The following is a 21747-nucleotide window of genomic DNA, read 5'->3' on the forward strand; positions in this document are numbered from 1 at the left end:
CAATCTGTATTTCATAGCGACAAAAATCTACAGCTCTGCCCAACGAGAGCCCATCCTTCCAGGAGCAAGCCGATGACTGCCTCGACACCGACCGCCAGCCGCCCGTTCACCAATGAGGGGGGCGCCTCCTTTTGGCTGCCCTTCACGGCGATGCGACAGTTTCGCTCGAATCCGATGATGTTCGTCGGCGCAGAAGGCATGCATTACATCGCGGAGGATGGCCGCCGGGTCCTTGATGCCATGGCGGGCCTCTGGTGCGTCAACGCGGGACATGCCCAGCCCCGGATCGTCGAGGCCATCCGTGAAGCTGCGGGCCGTCTAGATTTCGTCTCCTCGTTCAAGATGAGCCATCCGGGCGCATTCGAGCTTGCGGGCCGCCTCACGGGCATCGCTCCCGAAGGCTTCGAGCACGTGTTCTTCACAAATTCCGGCTCCGAGGCGGTGGACAGCGCGCTCAAGATCGCCCGCGCCTATCACCGCGCCCGCGGGGATTCGGGGCGCACGAAGTTCATCGGGCGCGCCAAGGGCTATCACGGCATGGGTTTCGGGGGCCTCTCGGTCGGCGGCATCGGCCGACATAAACGGGATTTCGGCCCTCTCCTCCCGGATGTGGCTCACCTGTCGCTGCCCTATGACCGCTCCGCGATGGGGTTCTCGCGCGGCTGTCCTGAAACGGGAGCCTATTATGCGAGCGAACTGGAGAGCCTTCTGCAGATTCAGGATCCTTCGACGGTTGCAGCCGTGATCGTCGAGCCTGTCATCGGCTCGGGGGGCGTCTATCCACCTCCTCTGCAATATCTCGAACGCCTGCGGTCGATTTGTACGCGACACGGCATCCTTCTTATCTTCGACGAGGTCATCACAGGCTTCGGCCGCCTCGGGACGGCTTTCGCGGCTCAGGCCCTGGGCGTCACGCCGGACATCATCACCTGTGCCAAAGGGATGACCAACGGTGCGGTCCCGATGGGCGGCGTTCTCCTGCGCGACTTCGTGTTCGATGCCTTCATGGCCGGGCCGCCGGAGGTGATCGAGCTCTTCCACGGCTATACCTATTCAGGGCACCCCCTCGCCTGTGCGGCCGGTCTCGCCGCGCTTGACGTGTATCAGGAACTCGGCCTGTTCGAGCGGGCCGCCGCGATCGCCCCTCTCTGGGAGGAGGCGCTGCACAGCCTGAAAGGCGAGCGCCACGTTGCAGATATTCGAAACATCGGGCTTCTCGGCGTGGTGGAGTTCGAACCTCGCGCGGGCGAGCCGGGAGCCCGCGGCACTCTTTGCGCGCAGGCATGTTACGAGGATGGCGTTCTCGTCCGGGCATCGGGCGATCTCATCGTCCTGTCTCCGCCCCTGATCGTCGAAGCCGAGCAGATCGACCAGATGGTCAACAGCATTCGCCGTGCTATCAAACAGATGAACTGACGTTTGCAGACCGCGCATCCGGAGAACGAGACGTGCCACATCACCATGAATTCTACATCGATAGCCAGTGGGTCGCCCCGGCGGGGCAAAATGTCATCGACGTGATCGATCCCGCCACGGAAGAAACGGTCGCGACCATTGCGGCCGGCGAAGCGGCTGACGTGGAACGGGCCGTCGCTGCCGCACGGCGGGCCTTCGCGAGCTATGGCCAGACGCGCCGTGAGGAGCGCCTGGACCTGCTCACGAAGATCATCGCCGTCTATCGCCGGCGCAGCGATGAGCTGGCCGAGGCGATCTCCACCGAGATGGGCGCGCCCCTCGCCTTCGCGCGCGAGCGCCATGTGCCGGCCGGCCTAGGTCATCTTCAGCGCACCGTCGAGGTTCTGAAAACTTACGAGTTCGACGAAGCAGTCAATGAAACATTGATCACCCGCGAGCCCATCGGCGTCTGCGGACTGATCACGCCCTGGAACTGGCCCCTGAACCAGATCGCCTGCAAGGTCGGCCCGGCCCTTGCGGCCGGATGCACGATGGTCCTGAAGCCCAGCGAGGTCGCTCCGCTCTCGGCATTGATCTTCACGGAAATCCTGCACGAGGCGGGCGTTCCGGCAGGAGTGTTCAATCTCGTCAACGGCGATGGGCCTCATGTCGGACAGGCTCTTGCAAGCCATCAGGACGTGGACATGATCTCGTTCACAGGCTCGACCCGAGCCGGAACCCTCGTCGCGAAAGCGGCCGCCGATACGGTCAAGCGCGTTCATCAGGAACTCGGCGGCAAGTCCCCGAACATCCTGCTCGACGACGCGGATGTGGAGGCAGCCGTCACGCACGGCGCTCGGGCCTGCTTTGCCAATAGCGGGCAATCGTGCAACGCGCCGACGCGCCTGCTCGTGCCGTTCGATCGCCAAGACCAGGCCGTGGCGATCGCCAGGCGCATCGCCGAAGAGACCGTCGTCGGGAATCCCCGCTCCGCCTCCACCACCATCGGCCCCGTCGTCAGCGAACTCCAGTTCGCTCGGATCCAGAGCCTGATCGAGGCTGGAATCGCGGAAGGGGCAACCCTCGTCACGGGAGGGTTGGGACGCCCGGCCGGTTTTGACCGCGGCTATTACGTGCGGCCGACCGTGTTCGCGAACGTGCGCAACGACATGAGCATCGCACGGGAGGAAATCTTCGGGCCGGTATTGTCGATTCTGCCCTACAAAGGCGAGGAGGACGCGATCCGGATCGCCAATGAGACGGTCTACGGATTGTCGAGCTATGTGACCTCGGGCGATCCAGAACGCGCCCGCCGGGTGGCCCGCCGCATTCGGGCCGGCATGGTTCATCTGAATGGCGCGCGCGGCGATAACGCGGCCGCTTTCGGCGGGTACAAGCGATCCGGCAACGGACGTGAATGGGGCCGGTTCGGGTTCGAGGAGTTTCTCGAAACCAAGTCGATGTTCGGCTACCTGGCGCAATCACACTAAGGAATGTGCCCCTTGAGCATCGGACCCATAAGTGGACTTGCACTCTTGGGATTGAATCCGATGCTCCCTTCTTGGAACGAGCGCATCGATTGAGCGGACCCGAAGGGCCGCGCCAGCGAATCCCGGGTCCACTTTTCGCGAGCGCGGCCCGCCAGGTCCGTCAGGTCCGCACGCTGCGCTAGAGCATCCGCCGTGAAAAGATGCTCGTGACCATAGACTGACTGCATCGGATGTGGGATCGATTTCACACCCGATGCTGTAGAGAGGCGCATCGTTCTTGCGGAAAGTCGGGTCCACTTCGCCGAAGAACGATCTCATGGGGCACCGGCCGATGTCAGGGTCCGGCGCCCCATCATGAAGGTCAAGCGACGAGGAATCCTGCTCCTACCGGGTCGTTGCGATCGATTACCCAGCGAGCCGTACCGAGGATGCTTGCCGTACCCTTGACGGTAGGTCGGACGGCGCGCGTGCCATTGAGGGTCGTCTCGCCGACCAAGCATCCCTCGAACGTCCCGCTGCCAAGGAGGCCTTCCGACTTGATCGGCTGATCGATCTTCAGCTGGCCTCTTGCCTCGAACATCGCCATCATGGCGCTGGTTCCCGTGCCGCCCGGCGAACGGTCGAGCTGCCCGGCGGAGAATACGTGCACGTTCTTGTAGAATGCGCCCTCGATCGTAGGCTCGTGCCAGAATGTCACGAAGTTGAAGTTGTTGATATGCTTCTCGGCGGGATGCTGGATCGCGACCTTCTCGCGCAGCTGCTCGCGGGCGATAATGCCGAGGCGCGAAAGTTCGGTTCCGTTTTCCGGAGAGATGCGAAGCGACGTGCCCCGAAGGTCGATGATGCCGAAATAGTTTCCGCCCCAGACGATGTCGGCCTTGAGCGGACCGACGCCAGGGAGTTCGAAGGGAACGTCTTGAGCGGCAACATAGGCCGGAACGTTCTCGAACCGCGTCCATCGCACATCCGGCCCGTCATTGGCGACTTCGGCCACCACGAGGCCTGCCGTCGTCTCAAAGCGGATTGTCGTGCGGCCGTTCTCTCCGCGGCGGACGAGGCCAAGCGAGACCATCGCCATTGCGACCGCAATGGTTCCGTGTCCGCACATGTGGGAGTATTGCGTTCCGTCGATATAGATGAGGCCTGCGTCATAGTCGGGGCTCGAGGGCGGTGTCAGGAAGACGCCGAACATGTCCTTGTGACCACGAGGCTCCCGCATGAGAGCGCAGCGCAGCCAATCATAGTTCTGCTCGAGAAAACGGCGCTTCTCCAGAATATCGGATCCTGCGGGATAGGGTATCCCACTATGGATGATGCATAGAGGCTCCCCCTCCGTGTGGGTGTAGATCACGTCGAAAACGTCTTGCTGGCGCATGATAAGGCTCCTTGTCGCTGCAGCTTCCCTCAGCGGCGCTCCGACAGGACGTCGAGACCGAGAGTGAGATCGAGAATGATGATGACGAGGGCCGCCACCAGGATCGTGATCGCCGATACCGCGGCGATGGTGGGGTCAATCGTGTATTGGACGTAGTTGAACAGCTTGACGGGAATCGTCGTCAGTTCGGCCGTCGTGTTGAAGATGCTCAACTCCACGTTGATCCACGAGGCGATGAAGGCAAAGATCGCCCCGCTGAGAACGCCACTCCGGATCTGCGGGAACGTGATCAGGAAGAACGTGACGACGGGCCCGCCTCCAAGATCCGCGGAGGCCTCTTCGAGGCTCTGCTGTTCATGGGTGAACTGAGGCAGCACGGCCCTCAGAACGAACGGCGTGATGATCACGATATGGCCGACCAGCAGTGCCAGGAAACTCCGGGTGAGACCGATCGCGGTTCCATATTGGAGGAGCGCGGCCCCCAGCACGACATGCGGAAGAATGAGGGGTGACATCAGAACGGCGGATAGAAGCCGCTTGCCCGGAAAGCTGTATCGCGCGATCGCCAGGGCAGACGGCACGGCGAAGAGAACCGCCACCGCCGTAGCGCAAGCGGCAAGCACGGTGCTCATCGCGAAGGCGGATAGGTAGGACGCATCCGCAATGACCTTGCCGAACCAGGACAGGGTGAGCCCCTGCGGCGGGAATGCAAGGAAGCTCGTGGTCGTCAGCGATGATCCGATGATCACCACCAGTGGGAGAACGAGATAGGCCAAGGCCATGAAGGACACGATGCGGACCACGAGTTTGATGACCATCTCATGCTCCTCTGGGCGTACCGATGCGCCCTGCGACGGCCACGAGAGCGAGGGTGAGAACGAGCATCGTGATGCTCAGCGCTCCGCCATAATTGAAATCGAAGACGGAGCTGTATTGCTGGAATATCAGCATTGAGAAGACCGTGATGCGTCCGCCGCTGAGCAGGGCCGGCGTCACATAGGCGCTGACCGCGAGCATGAAGACCATCACGGCACCCGCCATGAGACCGGGAAGGCACAATGGGAACGTCACGGTCCAGAAGGTCGTCGCAGGTCGCGCTCCCAGATCGGCCGAAGCCTGCTCCAAAGAGGGGTCAACATCCGCCACGGCATTGCCGACAGCCAGCACGATGAAGGGCAGCAGGATGTAGACCAGGCCGATCACGATGCCGAGTTCGCTTCCGAGGAACCGGACGGGGCGCTCGATGAGGCCCATGGCCTGAAGGCTATCGTTGACGAGACCGTTGCGCCCGAGCAGCACCATCCAGCCGAAGGATCGGACGATATTGCTGGTGAACAGAGGAACGATCAGCAAGATGACGCAGATCCGCCGCCAGGGCGCCCAATCGACGATGCGCACCAGATACCAGGCGAGCGGGTAACCAATCAGGACGCATGCAACGGTCGTCAGCACCCCGATCCGGAAGGTCACCCACAACACATCCCAGTGATACTGATCGAGCAAGATGCGCGTGTAGTTGGCAAGCGTCAGGCTTCCTCTCGAATCCATGATGCTGGCAATCGCCACGACAAACATCGGGAAGAGAAAGAACGCCAGGAAAAACAGGGTCGGAATGCCGACAAGCAGGCCAATTGTGCGAGCGGAAGCAATCATGGCACTATTCCGCGATCAGATGGCTGTCATCCGGTCGGAAGCCCACATGGACATGGGCTCCTTCCACGACCTCGGCAGGCAATTGGCCGCTGACGCGGCTTGTGATCACCGTGTCGCCAACTCGAGCATTGACGATCAGGTGGCTTCCGACATGAATGACATCCTCGACCACGGCCGGAGCGGTGGAGAGACCTTCCGCTGGGCCATTCGGCAGGATGACCACGTTCTCCGGACGAAGGACGGCAATGAGACGATCGCCTTTCGGCCGCATCTTCGGCCTGATCGGAAGGGAGCCGACACTCGTCATCAGGCTGCCATCCGGAAGGTTCGAGCAGAGGAGAAGATTGGCCTCTCCGATAAAGTCCGCCACAAAGCGGGTCGCCGGCGCACGATAGATGTCCTCGCCGCGTCCCACCTGCTCTATGCGCCCGTTACTCATGACGACCACCCGGTCCGCCATGGTCAGCGCCTCCTCCTGATCGTGAGTGACGAACACGAAGGTGATGCCGAGCTTTTCCTGGAGATGCTTAAGCTCGATCTGGACACGTTTGCGCAACTTGAGATCGAGTGCGCTCAGGGGCTCATCCAGCAAAAGGAGCTTGGGCCGATTGACGATCGCCCGGGCGAGAGCAACACGCTGCTGCTGGCCGCCGGAGAGCTGGCGTGGAAAACGATCCCCGAAGCCGGACAACCCAACCAGGTCAAGGGCTTCGACGGCTTGTGAGCGAGCATCTTTCTTATCGACCCCCTTCCGGCGAGGTCCGTATGCCACGTTGTCGGCCACGGACATGTGGGGGAACAGCGCGTAATTCTGAAAGACCGTGTTCAACGGCCGCCGGTAGGGAGGAAGCCGTGTGACGTCCTCTCCCGCAATCCGAATGGATCCGTCGTCCGGCGTCAGAAAACCCGCGATGCAGCGTAGGAGAGTTGTCTTGCCGCATCCCGACGGGCCGAGCAAGGCAATGAACTCGCCTTGCTCAATCTCAAGATTGATGTCCGATAGGGCCGCATGCCCCCCAAAGCGCTTCGAAAGCGTCGCGATGTTCAACAATGGAGCGGTCATGACGAACTCTGTACCCTGCCTCTTGGATCGGCCGTTACTTGCGCGCGATCTCGCGATTCCAAGTGTCGACGATCTTGCTCCGCTGTTCGTTTATCCGCATCCAGTCGAAGAGCTTCAGGCTCTCGACCGAGCCCTTCTCGCCCCATGGCAGCTTTCGCGCTATATCCGCCTTGACTTCGACGCCTTTTACCGACGGACCGAGATATAGCTTCTCGGCAAGGCATGCCGAGGCTTCTCGGGTCAGAGCCTGGTTGATAAACTTTTGGGCTGCTTCCTTCTTGGTGGTGCCCTTCACCAGATGAAGCCTGGCGTCAGTCGCCCAGACGCCCTCCTTCGGCACGACGAAGCCGATCGGCAGCCCTTTGTCGGCCATATCCCAGGCGCCAACGTTGAAGTGCGCGCCGATGACCGCCTCACCGCTCTGGAAGGCGTTGGTGGCGGCACCGGAGGAGTCGAAAAACAGGGCTGCCTTAAGATCCTTGATCTTCTTAAACGTGTCAGAGAGATCGTCGACCGGTCCATTCCACATCTGCGAGAGGAACATCACGAAGGGCACGCCCGCGGAGTTCGACGGGGACGGAATCGTCACCGTGTCCTCGAACTCCTTCTTCCAGAGGTCATTCCACGAGGTGGGCGCCTCCTTCACTTCCTTCGTATTGTAAGTCAGGCCGAGGGAGTAATAGCCGGTGCCGACCGCGTAGGTCGTCGAGCCCGACTTGTAGACGGCTTGAGGAAGAGCATTCGAGAAATTGCCGATCGCGCCGGCATCGAGGTTATCCACCACGTCGGCGGCGAGAGCGAGTTCGCTGATGCCTCCATCCATCCACGCGACATCGATGGTGGGAGACCCCTTCTGCTGCTGAAGCTTGGATAGGGTCACCGTCGAGGTCCCGATTTCCGCATTGACACCGATCCCGGTCGCCTTGGTGAAAGGCTCGGCGACACAAGCACGGAAGGCGTCGCCCCAGTTGCCCCCGTACCAAGCCACTGTGATAGATTGGGACTGCGCGAAGGCAGGCTGGACCAACGCCGTGGAGCAGAGCGCGACTGTTGCAAGATACCGACTGAGTTTCATGATCAACTCCTCTGGGAATGCCTTTTGCAGCTTTTCTGGTTGCCCCGAGATTGACCCAGTATGCAGTCGTTCACTAGAAAGATCTGGTCCAGCAATTGAATATTTCCGACATGCCCGATGATGCATACGAAATAACATGTCGATCACCATCCAAGGCGTCTCCCGGAAGCTTGAGCGAGCCGCGCTTACGCGTCGGATTTATATTGCTCCACCAATTCACGCTCGCTGCGTTCTCAGGTTTCATCGATGCGCTGCGCTTGGCGGCAGATCACGGAGGTCGCAGTCGCCAAGTTCATGCGGCCTGGAAGGTGATGAGTCTCGGCGGACTGCCCCGCCGGTCAAGTTGCGGCGTGGAGGTTCATCCCAGCAGCGACCTCGTCGACCCGGCATCGTTTGATTACATCGCGATATGCGGTGGAAATGACTATCTCAACGTGAAGATTCCGGAGGCTTTGCTGGACTATCTCCGAGAGGCGGCGGCAAACGGTGTCCGTCTCGTCGGGATCTGCACGGGCACTTTTCTCATTGCCCGGGCCAGGCTCGTTGGCGATCGCAAAGTGTGCGTGCACTGGAACGTCCTTGATGCCTTTCGAGAGCGCTTTCCACGAATCAAGGTGGCCGTGGATCGCTTGTTCATCGATGAGGGCGATCTGATCACCTGTGCCGGATCGACGGCTGCGATTGATCTCGGTCTGTACCTCATTGCGCGACATTGCGGGCGCGACAAGGCTCAACAGGCAGTGCGGCACATGATGTTGCAGGACATCAGGCCCGCCGCGATGCCTCAGGCACACTTCTATGCCAATCTCGTTGGGATTCACGACGTTCGTGTGCGACAGGCGGCCCAGTTCATCGAGCAGCGCCTCGATACGCCGCCTTCTATCGATGCTATCGCCCGGTACGTGGGCATCAGCAGCCGTCAGTTGGAAAGGATTTTCCATTCCGCACTGGGAATTGGCCCCGCTGCCTTCCAGCGAAGCCTGAGGCTGGAATATGGACGCTGGCTTCTCAGAAACAGCTCCCGCACCATCACGGAAGTCGCCATCGATACCGGCTTTGCCGACGGCGCGCATTTTTCCCGGGATTTCAAGTCTGCCTTTGGTTGCTCGCCACGGGAGTTCAGGCAAAATGGCACGGTTTGAGAAGCTGCACGCGGTGTCTTGATGGCCATTGAGCTGGTTCCACTGAGGTGGAGCCGGCACTTATCTTTGGGCCTCCGCTTTTTTGGACGACGGACCGGATCCACTTCGCCGAATAAGGCTCTAGCCACCTGACGATCTCCGGATCGTGAAGGCTTGTGCGGGTTCAGGCGATGGCTCGTACCGGGAGCTTTTTGCCCTGCCCGTTGGACTGGGCTCTTTCATGATCCGCAATGAACGACGCTATGGCATCGCGGGACATAGGCTTGGCAATAAGGTAGCCTTGGGCTTGTGAAGCGCCGGCGAGGCGCAGGGCATTGAGTTGCTCTTCTGTTTCGACACCTTCGGCCGTCGTGCTCATCTTGAGATCATTCGCAAGGCCGATCGTCGCTTTGATGATCGCACGACTATCGGGCGAACCCATCATGCCACGCACGAACGACTGATCGATCTTGATCTTGTCGAAGGGAAAGCTTCTCAGATAGCTCATGGACGCATAGCCGGTCCCGAAATCATCGAGTGCGATCGAAACCCCGAGAGCTTTAAGCCGCGTGAGCGTCGCAGTTGCCTCTTCGGTGAGTTTAACCGATTCTGTAATCTCCAGGACCAAGCGGCGGGCCGGCATGCCGGATGTGGCCAAGGCCCTCTTGACGCTGGCGAAAACGTCTCGCCGTTTGAACTGCACCGGGGAGAGATTGATCGCGACCTTCAGGGGACGGTCCCAGGTCATGGCCGCCGAGCAGGCCTCATCGAGAATCCAGTCACCGATCGGGCCGATGAGCCCCGATTCTTCAGCCGTTGGGATGAACTCGAGAGGCGCGACCATTCCTTTCACCGGATGGTTCCAGCGCACCAGGGCTTCACAGCCCCAAATCCGATTTGTCGCCAGATCGAGGATCGGTTGATAAAACAACACGAATTCCTTGTTTTCATGAGCGTTCCTCAGCGCTCCCTCAAGGGCTCGACGCTCCGCCCGAGAATCTTTTATGCCCGTGTCATAGAACCGATAATTGCTGTCGGGATCTGACTTCGCTGCATAGAGGGCGACATCGGCACACTTCATGAGTTCGGTTGAGGTCTTGCCGTCGGAGGGCGCCACCGCAACACCAATGGCAAGCGCGACCTCGACATCCGTGTTGCCGGCTGCGCATGGAACCCTCATGGCAGCCTGGATGGCCGTGATGAGATCTACGGCCTGCTGCCGGCCCACCAATGGCCTTTGAATGACGGCGAACTCATCGCCGCCGATACGAGCGATGAAATCACTCTTTCTGAGGCGCCCCCGCAGGCGCCGCGCCACGGTTTGGATGACCTCGTCCCCCACCGCATGTCCATGATTGTCATTGATGTCCTTGAACCGTCCGAGGTCGAGGAGGTGCAATGCGAAATCCGTGCCGGATCTGTGGGAAGTCAGGAACGTCCGCTTCAATTCCTCGGCGAAGAGAAGCCTGTTGGGAAGCCTGGTCAGGATATCGTGGCGCGACAGGTAGCTCTCGCTCGCGGCCCTGAGAATACCGGTCTTGACATGCCTCAAGCCCAACAGGCTCGTTGTGTCGATGGCGATATCCATGAGATAGGCGATGAACCTGATCACGCGAGCTTCAAGGCGACGTCCGGCCATGATATCCGCGATGGCTCGGCTGACGGCTATTCCCCCCGAATAATGAGCGAGAGGATGAAGAGCGATCAACTGCTCTTTCCCGTCGATCCAGCTGACATCGCGGATGAGCGTCGCGCTGTTCTTCGCAATCATCCGCTGCAGAGGGGTGTCGGGCGTCCAAATCCTGCGCCCGAGCGCTCTCTCGGGCTTTGGACTATGAAGAAGGATGATACCATCGCGCCTGTAGAGGGTCGCTGCCAATGAGCGTGTCTTGAGCTGCTTCTCGTAAATCCCCTCGAGATGACCGAGGTCGATCATGGATACGATGATGCCGAGGAAGTTTCCCTCAGCGTCTTTGATCTTCAGGGCAAGGGAAAAGATCTTCCTGCCGGTCGCTCGGATCCTTCTGGGTTCGCTGAGATACGATATCAGTGACGGATCCGTCGAGAGATCCTGGTAATAGGACGTATCCGTCAGATAAATAGGATCCGACATCGGGTGCGGATTCGATGTCCCGACGATACGACCCCGGGCATTGACGAGATCAATGCGGATAATCTGAGAAAGGGAGTGGGATGCCCCTACCAGGACGGCCTTCGTCGCTTGCGACGCGGCGAACCCATCGAACTCGTTGGCAGTGAGGCAGGCTTGCGGAATTCGGCCGACCACGTCCTGTAGAACGCCCTCGATGGATTGAAGAAAGCCATCCGTCTGCTCCTGAAGGGCAAGTGCGAGGCTGGACAGATCCCCCTCGGCTTTTGCCAGATCGTCACCGTACCCGCGCACGAAAAGGACGGCCGCGCCGAGGACTGCAGCAGCTGCGGCGAAGAGGCTTAGCGAAAGAATCAAATACGCTGACACAGCGAAGTACCGGCTCGGCTCTTCAGGACGATCTCCAGCAGCATGCACCCATAGTTGTCGTTATTTCGTTAATCTCAGCCGCTGAACCCGCGGATCAGGTCGCTGGGCACGAACTTCCTGGGTTCTGAATGGGGCTGTGTGCCCCTCGCACGAGACATTCTGCGGCTCACTCGTGGATAAGGGGCGAAACGACATCGTCTGGAAGGAGCAAGATGTGCCCGTGACGTCCTGGTCCTAGGCAAATTGGAGCAAAGGTGAAGGAGGAGCCGGAGCGGAGGCTGTACAATTGGCCCACCGCGAAACTTCCGACCAGACTATGGAAATCCCGCCGAATACTTCGTATCTTAATGATATCCCGTTTCGATGAGCATCCCCTCGGAACTTGCGACTTGATCTCACTGGCTGGACTTTGTGCACAAAAAGCAGCACACGTCCTGAGGACCAATCGATCGTAAAAACCCTGCTCCTACGGGACTATCGCCTGCGTCAGAGGAAGGCCCATGGTGGTGGCTTACGTTATTGTGGGGCTTATCGGTGCGCTGATCACGATCCCGATCCTCTGGCGGCTTTACGGCCCCCTCCCGGCACTCCTTGGAGCACCATTGGGAGCGAGCCTGCTGGTCCTGGTTGTGGCCCTTCTAGTGGCTTCGCAATCCGATTGCCGCAGCCGTGATGGGGGCGGCGATGAATCATAGGCCGGGGGCCTTGGGCCATCGATAGGGTGGCGCACAATTCGCAGCGGCAACATCGCCCTGAATAGCGGCAGCCTACAATTCCTTGGCAGAAGCGGAATAGCGCGCAAGATGCCATCCGCGGCTAAGGACCGGGCCCCCTCGTCTCATGGCCCGCCTTCTGAAACATCTCAGATCACCCTGAGGCCTATTCCATAAAGAACGAACCAACATTCACGTGGCCGTCACGAAGAGTTGAGCGTGACGCCGCATAGGACTTCTGGTTTATCTCCCGGAATGCAGAAATTCGTTTTCCTGGCCGCCGCCATCGTCGCCGAGGTCATCGCCACCACGGCCTTGCGAGCCTCTCAAGGATTCACGCAGCTTGTCCCGTCCGTGCTTGTGGTTGTTGGCTATGGAGTGGCCTTCTATTTCCTCTCGCTCACACTGAAGGTGATGCCGATCGGCATTGCTTATGCGATCTGGTCGGGACTGGGGATCGTGCTGATTTCGGCGATGGCCTGGGCGCTGTATGGACAGAAGCTCGACCTGCCTGCCGTCATCGGCATGGCCTTGATCGTGGCCGGCGTGCTGGTCATCAATCTTCTGTCGAAGTCTGCGGCCCATTGAAGGCTATCCGATCGACACCCTTATTCGCTGTGAGCGGCAGTCGCGCCTGCAGCCGTACGGCCCCGCGACCGCCGCATCCATCCTCAAGCGCCATCAAAGGGAACCAGGGTGCGCACGACAGTATTTCCGGACCAGCAGGGAATCTTGGTTCAGGATCGTGCACGAGCATCCGGCGCAATGGTGGAGCGAGAGTGAGGAGCGCCTTCGAGCCTTCATCGAACATGCTCCCCGGAAAATGTGGATCAGCCGGACCGATGGTACGGTCGAGTTCTTCAACCGCAAATGGCGCAGCTATACCGGACAAACGGTCGAGAGCAGCGCACGGATCTGGCGCGACGTCGTTCATCCGGAGGACCGTCCGAAGCTGGAGGAAATCCGAACCGGGGCCGTTGCCCGGAACGAGCCCTACGACGTCCAAGTCCGGCTGAGACGCGCCAGCGATGGAGCTTATCGCTGGCATATCGGCCGGGTCGCCCCTGTCCATCTTCATGGCCGGCTCATCGCTTGGATCGGGGCCGCGACCGATATCGACGGGCGGATCCGCGCCGAAACTGCACTGCGGGAGAGCGAGGCCAATTTCCGGACCATGATCGATGCCATCCCCCAGCTGGCTTGGATGCGCGATCCCAACGATCAGACGGCCTGGTTCAATCAACGCTGGTATGCCTACACGGGGACATCCTGGGAGCAGATGCAGGACGACGGGTGGCGCACCGTGATCCATCCGGATCATGTCAAAGCCATGATGGACGTGGTCCAGAGTGCCCGCGCAGGTGGGGAGGGCTGGGAATACACAACCCAGCTGCGCCGCAAGGATGGCAGCTATCGATGGTTTCTCTTTCGTGAAGTTCCGATCCGCGAAGAGGCAAGAGGCACGGTTGCCCGCTGGTTCGGCACCGGTACGGACATCCATGAGCAGCAGAAGGCTCAGGAGCGCCAGCGCCTGATGACGCAAGAGGTCAGCCACCGCGTCAAGAACAGCCTCGCCCTGGTAGCCAGCCAGCTTGCGCTTCAGGCGCGGGCTGCCGACGATGATGCGGCCCGGGATGTCCTGATGGATGCCTATGCCAGGGTCCAGACCATTGCCAGCGTCCATGATCATCTATGGCGCCAGTACGATGCCCGGGTCACCGAGATCAGCGGTTTCCTCCGCGGCCTGTGCCAGAAGCTCCAGGAGACTGCGCCCGAGCATGACGTCATCTTCACCGGCAGCCGGTTCATCGTCCCCACCGATAAGGCGGTTCCCATCGGCCTGCTCGTGAACGAGCTTGTGACCAACGCGCTCAAATATGCCTATCCCGAGGGACGGGGAGGTTCGATCCGGGTCAATCTTCACGGAGCCGAGGATGGCCTCATCCTTGAGGTCATCGATGCCGGTGTCGGGGTGCCGGAGAGCTTCGATCTGTTTGCGCCCACCAAGAGCCTCGGTATGCGGCTCCTCGTGAACACCATCCGCCAACTCGATGCCACAGCGTCGGTGATCCGCACGGAGCCCGGAACCAAGTTCGAGATCCGGATTCCCGTGCAAGGCGGCTGAATATACGTCGTCGGGCCGATCCTGCAGAGTTGATCCGGATCGAGATCGGTATCGTCGTCCGGCACCGCGGGCTCCGATGCTCCCTTCTAGCGCATCGTGCGGACCCAGCGGGCCGCGCCAGCGAAAAGTCGACCAGAAGGGCCGCGTCAGCGACCCAAAAGGCTACGCAGGTGAAAACCGGGTCCACTTTTCGCACGATGCGCGAGCCGGCCTTCCCGAAACTTTTGGACAATTTTCCTCTGTGAATGACACTGCTAAGGAAGTTCAGATGTAAACGATTGCACGGTGAATTGTGCCCCGCCACAGCCCGAACCTGGACGATCAGGGCCGTAAGGCGAGGGAGGCTCTTAACCGCCTCGCCCGACACGAAAGGCATAGCCAGATCGCTCTTGCCCTGCTCATTGTTCTTAACCTTACCCTGCTCGCTCTCGTCGTGAGCTATCTTTCGGAGCACCCCTGGGTGCGGGAAAGCGTCCGACGCGTCACTCCCTAAAGCAGCAGCCGACCTAGCGCATCGTGCGGAAGAGTGGACCCGGTTTTCCGCATCGAACGATGCGCCATTGAAGGAGTGGAGCATCGGATTGGATCCCAAAAGTGGGTCCACTTTTGGGATCCAATCCGATGCTCTAGAGAGCGCATGAAGCGGCAATCGAGCCCGGAACCCGGCAAGGCCCGGCTCAACGGCACCGCCGGCAGGGAACCGATATTCCGGACCTCTGTTGGTCCGTTGCGGTTTCACGGGAGAGTCTCGATGGTCCACTGGCGCAAAGTTCTGCAGGTCACGATTCTTGTTCTTACGGTCCCTGCCGTCGACTCTATATCGGCCATCGCTCAGCAGAGGGACGAGCCGTCGTGCACCGGGACGATGACCCAGCAGTTGAGGCGTTTCAGCGAGCAGTGCCTGTCCGACGTGGTAACCTTCGTGGAATCGCAGCCCGGCATGACGGCCAAGATCTACGGTGAGCAGGAGAAGTATTTCATCACCCTCACCCGAACCGATCAGGGCCTGCTGGCCGAGGCCGTCAGCAAATATAACTATCCTCTCATGAAGCCGGATACGCCCGACATCCTCAAGCAGCTCGGATGGGCGCCGCCGGAGAACGAATCCGACAACTGGACGAAGACGATAGGCCTCGGTCGAGGCGCAAGCGGCGACGCGGCCCAGGAAGTCAGTCGCGCTTTGAGCGCATACGGCCTGAAGCACGGTGAAGCGATCTCTCTCACCGTCGGGCCCAAAATCGCCGACTAGAGCATCGGACGCGGGAAGTGGACTCCACTTTTGGGATTGAATCCGATGCTCCCTTCTTAGGTGAGCGCATCGTCCTTGCGAAAAACCGGGACCACTTTTTCGCACGATGCGCTAGTCGACGAGCGGGTAGCTCGTGCCCCCGCCCCTGCCCTCCAGTGTCATTCCCTCTTGCCGTTCAGGGACGAACCGCAGGAGTCTCGACGAGCATGCCCTTGGCGCGGGTCATGAGAAAGAGTTCAAGATTGATGTATTCGGGTGCCCCGTAGGGATAGGGCTCGGCCCGCACGCCCACCATGCAGTTCCGGAACCGTCGCTGGAGAGAGCCCATGTCCTGCCATTCCAGGCGATAGAGCGGATAGCCGGTCGGATGCGCCTGCGGGATCACGCTGCTCCCGAGCCTGCGCCCCCAATTGTCGTCGTGGCAATTGGCGCAGGAGAAGTTCAATTGTCCCTGCCGCTGCTCGTAGAAAGCCTGCCCCTGCGCGCGAAACGGCTCAAGGCGCGCATCGGTGCCGGGAGTGATCGGCATGCCGCGCGACTGCTTCCCGATGAAGGCCGCAAGCGCCAGAAGCTCGCGACTTTCATAAGGCAGAGCCGTGGTCTTCTGGCGGGCCTGCCGACAGATATTGATGCGGCCCTGAAGATCCACCGGGCGATGCTCCTCCTCGAAATAGGCCGGGTAGCGCGCGGCGACGCCCTTCATGCTCACGGCCGCGTCTCCGTGGCAATCGGCACAGGAACGGTTGTCCGGACCGACTTTCGTGGTCCAGAGCGTCTCGCCCTCGGCAACCCACAGCATGGCCGGATTGGCGGCGTCGTCCATCTGGATGGCCTGGGATTCCGGGCTCATGAATGCGAACCCGGATTTGCGCTCCGATGCGGGAGGAGCCGTCTGAGCGATCGCGAGGGAGACGCCAAGGCCGAGCGCAAGAACCGCTGCGGCTCCCCAACGGGCCCTTGGCGGCGATCTCCTCATTCGACGGTGATCTTTGCGGTTTCCAGCTGCGCCGTCCCGCGGTCGTCGATCCACCGGAACGCGATGGTCCCGCTTTCCGTCGCGATGGTCGTGAAGGAAAAGAACGGGTTGGCCGCAATGGCCGGAAAGAGGTCGGCGCTGAAGATCTCCTCGCCGTTATAAGTGCACAGGAAACGATTGATGATGTCGCGCGGCACCAGCGCCCCGTCGGGCCCGGTCCTGTAGCCGGTCTCCATCGGATGCGCGATGAGAGCCTTGATCTCGATGATGTCGCCGCGTTTGGCGGTGGCCGGAACATTGATGAGGGCGCGTCCCATGGTCAGCTCTCCACGCAGGCAGGCAGGGTCACGACGAGCTCGGCGGAGCCGGACCAGAAGGTGCCGTCGCTCAGTTCGGCGATGGCCACGATGGTTTGGGAATCGCCCAGGCGGATGCGGGTCGACACCACGGCCCGTCCGGCGCGAGGGCTCAGATAAAAATGTGCGATATTGGGCTGCGGATTGCGTTCGTTGAAGACGGCGATCGTCTTCACGAAGTCCTGCGCCGTCATCGGGCTCTCGACCGTGATCTTGAGCGGGACGGAATTGCCGTTCTCCACCAGCGGAGGAATATCGAGCGCAACCTTGCCCTTCTGCACCTTCGCCTCGCCGACGAAAGCCCTGATCGCCGCCGCCATGCTCTCAGACGTCGCCCTGACCGGGCGGGCGACCATGAGCGACAGAGCGCCGGCGCCAGCCGCGAGGACATCGCGCCGCGTGGCACTGATAGGTCCTGATCTCCTGCTCATGGAGCCTCCGTCAACGTCGTGAGGAACGCCACCACATCCTCGATCTGCTCTGCGCTCAACACGGGCTTACCCTGCCAGTTCCGTCCGACCCGGACGAGATCGTCGATAGCATAATAGGGCGGCATGATCGTGGCCGGGTTGAGCTGTCTGCTGTCGACGAGCCGGAGCCTCAGCTCGCCCTCGGAGAGGCGGTTGCCGACGCCCCCCAGATCCGGTGCGAGGTTCCCCTGGAAGCGCTGCTCCGGAAATGGGCCCGTATGGCAGAGCAGGCAGAGGCCCTTCTGCCGATCCACGATGATCGCACGGCCCCGCCCAGGGTCTCCTCTGACACCCGTCAGCGGTTCCGGAATGGCATTCCCGACGACCCTGTAGGAGCGCATATCCTGTGCCCGGACCTGGCCTGGCAGGACCATCGCCAGCGCAAGCACAAGCGCCACCATGGCCCTGCGACCATCACCCGAAGACTTCGGTCGTGATAGTCCGAAACCATGCTTCGGCATAGGCTGCTTCCTGCTCTCGGAAAGAAGGTGGTGCTTTTGCCGGGCTTACTCCGCCGGCGCCCTCCACGTCCGCCAGAACCCCATTCACCGGATGATACACTCCGGCGACCGAGATCCCGTATTCGGGCGCAACCAGGCTGTAGCAGGTGTTGATGAGCTTCGGTGCCGCCGGTGTCTGCCCTCTCAGAAGGCTCGTGACCGCGGCGGCGCAGACCTTGCCCTGAGCGTTTGCGGAAAACGCCGACTTCGGCATGCCGCCGGCGATCGCGGCATCGCCGATCACATGAATGTTCGGCTGCAGGCGCGACTCGAAGGTCACCGGATCGATGGGGCACCACCCGCTCCGATCGGCCACCCCTGCAGCCTGGGCGATCGCGCCGGCCCGCTGCGGAGGGATGACGTTGACGACATCGCCGGTGTGACGGTCGAAATCCGTTATCAGCGTCCTGCTCTTCGCATCGACCTCGATCACCTTGCCGCCGAGCGACAGCGACACCCATTCGATCATGCCCGGATAGAGTTCCTGCCACGCAGCCTGGAACAGGCTCTGCTTGGAGAACGTGTCCTTCGCGTCCAGGATCAGGATCTTGGAGCGGGGCTTGCGTGTCTTGAGGTAGTACGCGATCAGGCTGGCGCGCTCGTAGGGCCCCGGCGGGCATCGGAACGGGTTCGCGGGCGCCGCGATGATGACCGTTCCGCCATCGTCCATCGCCTCGATCTGGCGACGGAGCAGAGTCGTCTGCTCCCCCGCCTTCCAGGCATGAGGCAGCGTTGCGGATGCAGCCTCGTCGTATCCGGGCAGGCCATCGAACCGAATGTCGATGCCGGGCGAGAGCACGAGCCGGTCGTAAGCCAGGGTCGAGCCGTCCGCGAGGACGACATGCCGGGCCTGGGAATCCACGCGGGTCGCCTGTTGGCGGACGATGTCGACCCCCTCCCTCCCGACCGCATCCAACTTGAACTGCTGATCTTCGATCGGACGCAGGCCGGCGATGACGGCATTGCTGAAGGGGCATGCCGTATAGATCTGGCTCGCCTCGACAAGGGTCACGTCGAAGCCGCTGCGCCTCAGCTCGCGGGCGCAGGTCGCACCTCCGAAGCCGCCTCCGACGACGACCACCCGGGGTGAAGTCTGCGCCACGACGCGACGGGAGACGGCGGCAGCGGTCGCTCCGAGCACCGCCGATCCCAAGAACGTCCTGCGGTTCAGCACTCCAGCCATGCCGTCACCTCAGTGCTGCTGACTGACCCAGGCCGCGATGGCGCGGGTCTCGTCGTCGGTGAACCCCTTGGCGATGCGATCCATCACCGTCGCCGGGCGCTGCCCCGTGCGGAAAGCCTGCATCGCCGCCACGATCTCCTCCGCCGACTGTCCCTGAAGCGGGGGAACGACGGCGCCGGACACGGTCGGCGGCGGATGACATCCGGAACAGGCGGCGGCGCCCGGAGGCGCGACGGATTGCGCAGCCGCCGGGAGGACCGCGAGCAGAGCACCGGCTGCGACGATGGACGCGATGCCGCCCCGGCGCACGGCACAGGCCCTATGGGCGCTCTCCACGGCCTCACGCCTTGCTGAGATCCGCATTCGTCAGCGGGCCGGAGCGGATACGTTTTCCGGTCGCTGCGAAAATAGCGTTGAGCACTGCGGGCGCCGCCACGAAGATCGTCGGCTCGCCGACGCCGCCCCAGAAGTCTCCGGACGGCATCACAATGGACTCGACCGCAGGCATCTCGGTCATGCGCATCATAGGATAGGTGTCGAAGTTTTCCTGCTCCACGCGGCCGTTCTTCAGCGTGATCTCACCGTAAAGCAGAGCCGTGAGGCCGAAGACGAAAGAGCCTTCGATCTGCGCGGCGATCTGCTGGGGATTGACCGCATGGCCGCAATCCGTCGCCGCCACGATGCGGTGGATCTTCAGCGCTCCGTCGTCACTGACCGACACCTCCGCGCAGGCCGCGACGTAGCTGCCATAGCCCATATGCTGGGCAAGGCCGCGGTAAACCCCTTGCGGCGCTTGGGTGCCCCAGCCCGCCTTCTCGGCGACGGCGTCAAGCACGGCGAGATGCTTGGGATGGTTCACGAGCAGCTTGCGCCGGAACTCGAGCGGATCCTGGCCCGCCGCATGGGCGAGTTCGTCCATGAAGCATTCGAGATAAAGGGCGTTCTGGTTGTTGTTCACGCCGCGCCAGAAACCCGGCGGAACGGGCGGGTTCCGCATGGCGTGATCGATGAGCAGGTTCGGGACGGTGTAGCCGAAGACGCCCTCCGCCCCGCTCGGGTTCAGGCCCTGAAAGGTCGCGGGATCGCGTCCGTTCTGAAGGCCCTGCGGATTCAGGCCCGCCAGGATCGATTGGCCGGAGATGCGCATGTGCAGTCCGGTCAGATTGCCTTGATCGTCGAGTGCGCCGACCATCCTGGCCTGGGTGATCGGGTGATAGCGGCCGTGAAGCATGTCCTCCTCACGGGACCAGATCAGCTTCACCGGCGTGCCGGGCATCTGCTTGGCGATGAGCACCGCCTGGCGTACGAAATCGTGGCTCGTGGCGCGCCGGCCGAACCCGCCGCCGAGATTGAGGCGATATACATCGCATTTCTCGATGGGCAGGCCTGCGGCATCGACGGCGGTCGCAAGGGCGGCCTCCGCGTTCTGCGTCGCCGTCCAGACCTCGCAGCGGTCGCTGGTCCAGAGAGCGGTCGCGTTCATCGGCTCCATGGTCGCATGGTGCTGATAGGGGAAGCCGTAGACCGCCTCGACCGTCTTGGCTGCATTCGCGATGGCGGCTTTGACGTCACCGGCCCGGTTGCCGACGAAGGCCTGTTCCGCCGTCAGTCCCTCCTTCAGCATCTGGGCGATGACCTCGCTGGAGAGCTGCGCGTTCGGCCCCTCGTCCCATTCGATCGGGAGGGCATCGAGCGCCGATTTCGCGCGCCACCAGGTATCGGCCACGACCGCAACCGCATCGTCGCCGACCCGGACGATCTTCTTGACGCCCGGCATGCCCTCGACGGTGGCGGCATCGAAGCCCTTGAGCTTCCCGCCGAAGACCGGACAGGCCTTGATCGCCGCGTTGAGCATTCCCGGCCGTTTGACATCCATGCTGTAGATCTGCGAGCCGTTGAGCTTGGCGGCCGTATCGAGCCGCTTCACGGGCTTGCCGGCGACCGTCCAGTCCTTCGGGTCCTTGAGCGGGACATCCTTCGGAGGCTCGAGCTTTGACGCTGCATCGGCGACCTTGCCGTAGGTCGTCGTGCGGCCGGACGCGCCGTGGGTGATCACGCCCTTCGCGACCGTGCACTCACCGACCGGCACCCCCCATTGATTGGCGGCGGCCTGGATCAGCATCTGCCGCGCGGCGGCTCCGCCCTTGCGCATGTAATCGTGGGAGTCACGAACGCCCCGGCTGCCCGCGGTCTGGAAATTGCCCCAGACGCGGCTGCGGGCGACGTTCTGGCCCGGCGTCGGGTATTCGGTCGTCACCTTGCTCCAATCGCATTCCAGCTCCTCGGCGACGAGCTGAGCAAGGCCCGTGAGCGTGCCCTGCCCCATCTCGACACGCCCGACCCGGACGACCACAGTGTCGTCCGGCCTCACCACGACCCAGGCGTTGATCTCCGGAGCGCCTTGGGCGAACGCTTCTCCACCGAAGGGAATGTTGAAACCGAGGGCCAGGCCGCCGGCCGCGGCCGCGGAGCCGACGAGAAACGAGCGGCGAGATACGTCGAGTGCAGCAGTCATGGTTTCCTC

General features: G+C 61.8%; 19 protein-coding genes and 1 pseudogene. 6 read left to right on the plus strand and 14 right to left on the minus strand.

Annotation, left to right across the window (positions count from 1 at the left end):
- Positions 1–72: 72 nt before the first annotated feature.
- On the plus strand, positions 73–1416 hold the full coding sequence (locus AB8841_RS05030) for an aminotransferase class III-fold pyridoxal phosphate-dependent enzyme (protein ID WP_370434740.1): 1344 nt from the start codon (positions 73–75) through the stop codon (positions 1414–1416).
- A gap of 32 nt (positions 1417–1448) precedes the next feature.
- On the plus strand, positions 1449–2885 hold the full coding sequence (locus tag AB8841_RS05035) for an aldehyde dehydrogenase family protein (RefSeq protein WP_370434741.1): 1437 nt from the start codon (positions 1449–1451) through the stop codon (positions 2883–2885).
- A 361-nt stretch (positions 2886–3246) separates the two neighbouring features.
- Here the strand turns inward: AB8841_RS05035 and AB8841_RS05040 are convergent, their stop codons facing one another.
- Genes AB8841_RS05040 through AB8841_RS05060 form a run of 5 tightly spaced genes read right to left on the minus strand, consistent with a single transcriptional unit; the run spans position 3247 to position 8201 of the window.
- Positions 3247–4260, minus strand: a complete 1014-nt coding sequence (locus tag AB8841_RS05040; protein ID WP_370434742.1) for a proline racemase family protein — start codon at positions 4258–4260, stop codon at positions 3247–3249.
- A 29-nt stretch (positions 4261–4289) separates the two neighbouring features.
- Entirely contained in the window at positions 4290–5078 is a 789-nt protein-coding gene (locus AB8841_RS05045; RefSeq protein ID WP_370434743.1) for an ABC transporter permease, read from the minus strand.
- 1 nt (position 5079) lies between these two features.
- On the minus strand, positions 5080–5913 hold the full coding sequence (locus AB8841_RS05050) for an ABC transporter permease (protein ID WP_370434744.1): 834 nt from the start codon (positions 5911–5913) through the stop codon (positions 5080–5082).
- A gap of 4 nt (positions 5914–5917) precedes the next feature.
- Positions 5918–6976 carry an ABC transporter ATP-binding protein gene (locus AB8841_RS05055; RefSeq protein WP_370434745.1) on the minus strand — a complete coding sequence of 353 codons (1059 nt, stop codon included), beginning with the start codon at positions 6974–6976 and terminating at the stop codon, positions 5918–5920.
- A 34-nt stretch (positions 6977–7010) separates the two neighbouring features.
- On the minus strand, positions 7011–8201 hold the full coding sequence (locus tag AB8841_RS05060) for an ABC transporter substrate-binding protein (protein WP_370434746.1): 1191 nt from the start codon (positions 8199–8201) through the stop codon (positions 7011–7013).
- 53 nt (positions 8202–8254) lie between these two features.
- On the opposite strand from AB8841_RS05060, the gene AB8841_RS05065 reads away from it, so the two are divergent.
- Positions 8255–9193 carry a GlxA family transcriptional regulator gene (locus AB8841_RS05065; RefSeq protein WP_370434747.1) on the plus strand — a complete coding sequence of 313 codons (939 nt, stop codon included), beginning with the start codon at positions 8255–8257 and terminating at the stop codon, positions 9191–9193.
- Between the two features lie 163 nt (positions 9194–9356).
- Here AB8841_RS05065 and AB8841_RS05070 read toward each other — a convergent pair whose 3' ends face one another.
- Entirely contained in the window at positions 9357–10760 is a 1404-nt protein-coding gene (locus tag AB8841_RS05070; protein ID WP_370435542.1) for a putative bifunctional diguanylate cyclase/phosphodiesterase, read from the minus strand.
- Positions 10761–10871: 111 nt separating this feature from the next.
- A pseudogene (locus tag AB8841_RS05075) lies at positions 10872–11699 on the minus strand (cache domain-containing protein); the annotation flags it as partial.
- Positions 11700–12619: 920 nt separating this feature from the next.
- Between AB8841_RS05075 and AB8841_RS05080 the strand changes: the two are divergent.
- The 3 genes from AB8841_RS05080 to AB8841_RS05090 all read left to right on the plus strand — a co-directional run bounded on the left by AB8841_RS05080 (position 12620) and on the right by AB8841_RS05090 (position 15738).
- Positions 12620–12952, plus strand: coding sequence for an SMR family transporter (locus tag AB8841_RS05080; RefSeq protein ID WP_370434748.1), 333 nt, complete (start codon positions 12620–12622; stop codon positions 12950–12952).
- Positions 12953–13109: 157 nt separating this feature from the next.
- Complete coding sequence (locus AB8841_RS05085; protein ID WP_370434749.1) at positions 13110–14489, plus strand: sensor histidine kinase; 1380 nt, start codon at positions 13110–13112, stop codon at positions 14487–14489.
- A gap of 751 nt (positions 14490–15240) precedes the next feature.
- Positions 15241–15738: a hypothetical protein gene (locus AB8841_RS05090; RefSeq protein WP_370434750.1), complete on the plus strand. Its 498-nt coding sequence runs from the start codon at positions 15241–15243 to the stop codon at positions 15736–15738.
- A 175-nt stretch (positions 15739–15913) separates the two neighbouring features.
- Here AB8841_RS05090 and soxA read toward each other — a convergent pair whose 3' ends face one another.
- Genes soxA through AB8841_RS05125 form a run of 7 tightly spaced genes read right to left on the minus strand, consistent with a single transcriptional unit; the run spans position 15914 to position 21738 of the window.
- Complete coding sequence (soxA, locus tag AB8841_RS05095; RefSeq protein ID WP_370434751.1) at positions 15914–16714, minus strand: sulfur oxidation c-type cytochrome SoxA; 801 nt, start codon at positions 16712–16714, stop codon at positions 15914–15916.
- Positions 16711–17031 (minus strand): thiosulfate oxidation carrier complex protein SoxZ, encoded by a 321-nt coding sequence (gene soxZ, locus AB8841_RS05100; RefSeq protein ID WP_370434752.1) that lies wholly within the window; start codon positions 17029–17031, stop codon positions 16711–16713. The genes soxA and soxZ overlap by 4 nt, the downstream gene beginning before the upstream one ends.
- Before the next feature lie 2 nt (positions 17032–17033).
- Positions 17034–17501 (minus strand): SoxY-related AACIE arm protein, encoded by a 468-nt coding sequence (locus tag AB8841_RS05105; protein WP_370434753.1) that lies wholly within the window; start codon positions 17499–17501, stop codon positions 17034–17036.
- Positions 17498–17941, minus strand: coding sequence for a sulfur oxidation c-type cytochrome SoxX (gene soxX / locus AB8841_RS05110; protein WP_370434754.1), 444 nt, complete (start codon positions 17939–17941; stop codon positions 17498–17500). The genes AB8841_RS05105 and soxX overlap by 4 nt, the downstream gene beginning before the upstream one ends.
- A 13-nt stretch (positions 17942–17954) precedes the next feature.
- Positions 17955–19223, minus strand: a complete 1269-nt coding sequence (locus AB8841_RS05115; RefSeq protein ID WP_370434755.1) for an FAD-dependent oxidoreductase — start codon at positions 19221–19223, stop codon at positions 17955–17957.
- Positions 19224–19232: 9 nt separating this feature from the next.
- Complete coding sequence (locus tag AB8841_RS05120) at positions 19233–19559, minus strand: cytochrome c (RefSeq protein ID WP_370434756.1); 327 nt, start codon at positions 19557–19559, stop codon at positions 19233–19235.
- A gap of 4 nt (positions 19560–19563) precedes the next feature.
- A complete protein-coding gene (locus AB8841_RS05125; protein ID WP_370434757.1) occupies positions 19564–21738 on the minus strand; it encodes a molybdopterin cofactor-binding domain-containing protein in 2175 nt (724 codons plus the stop codon).
- Between the last annotated feature and the right edge of the window lie 9 nt (positions 21739–21747).

Origin of the sequence: Microvirga sp. TS319, from assembly GCF_041276405.1 — a bacterium.
In the GTDB taxonomy this organism is placed as follows: domain Bacteria; phylum Pseudomonadota; class Alphaproteobacteria; order Rhizobiales; family Beijerinckiaceae; genus Microvirga.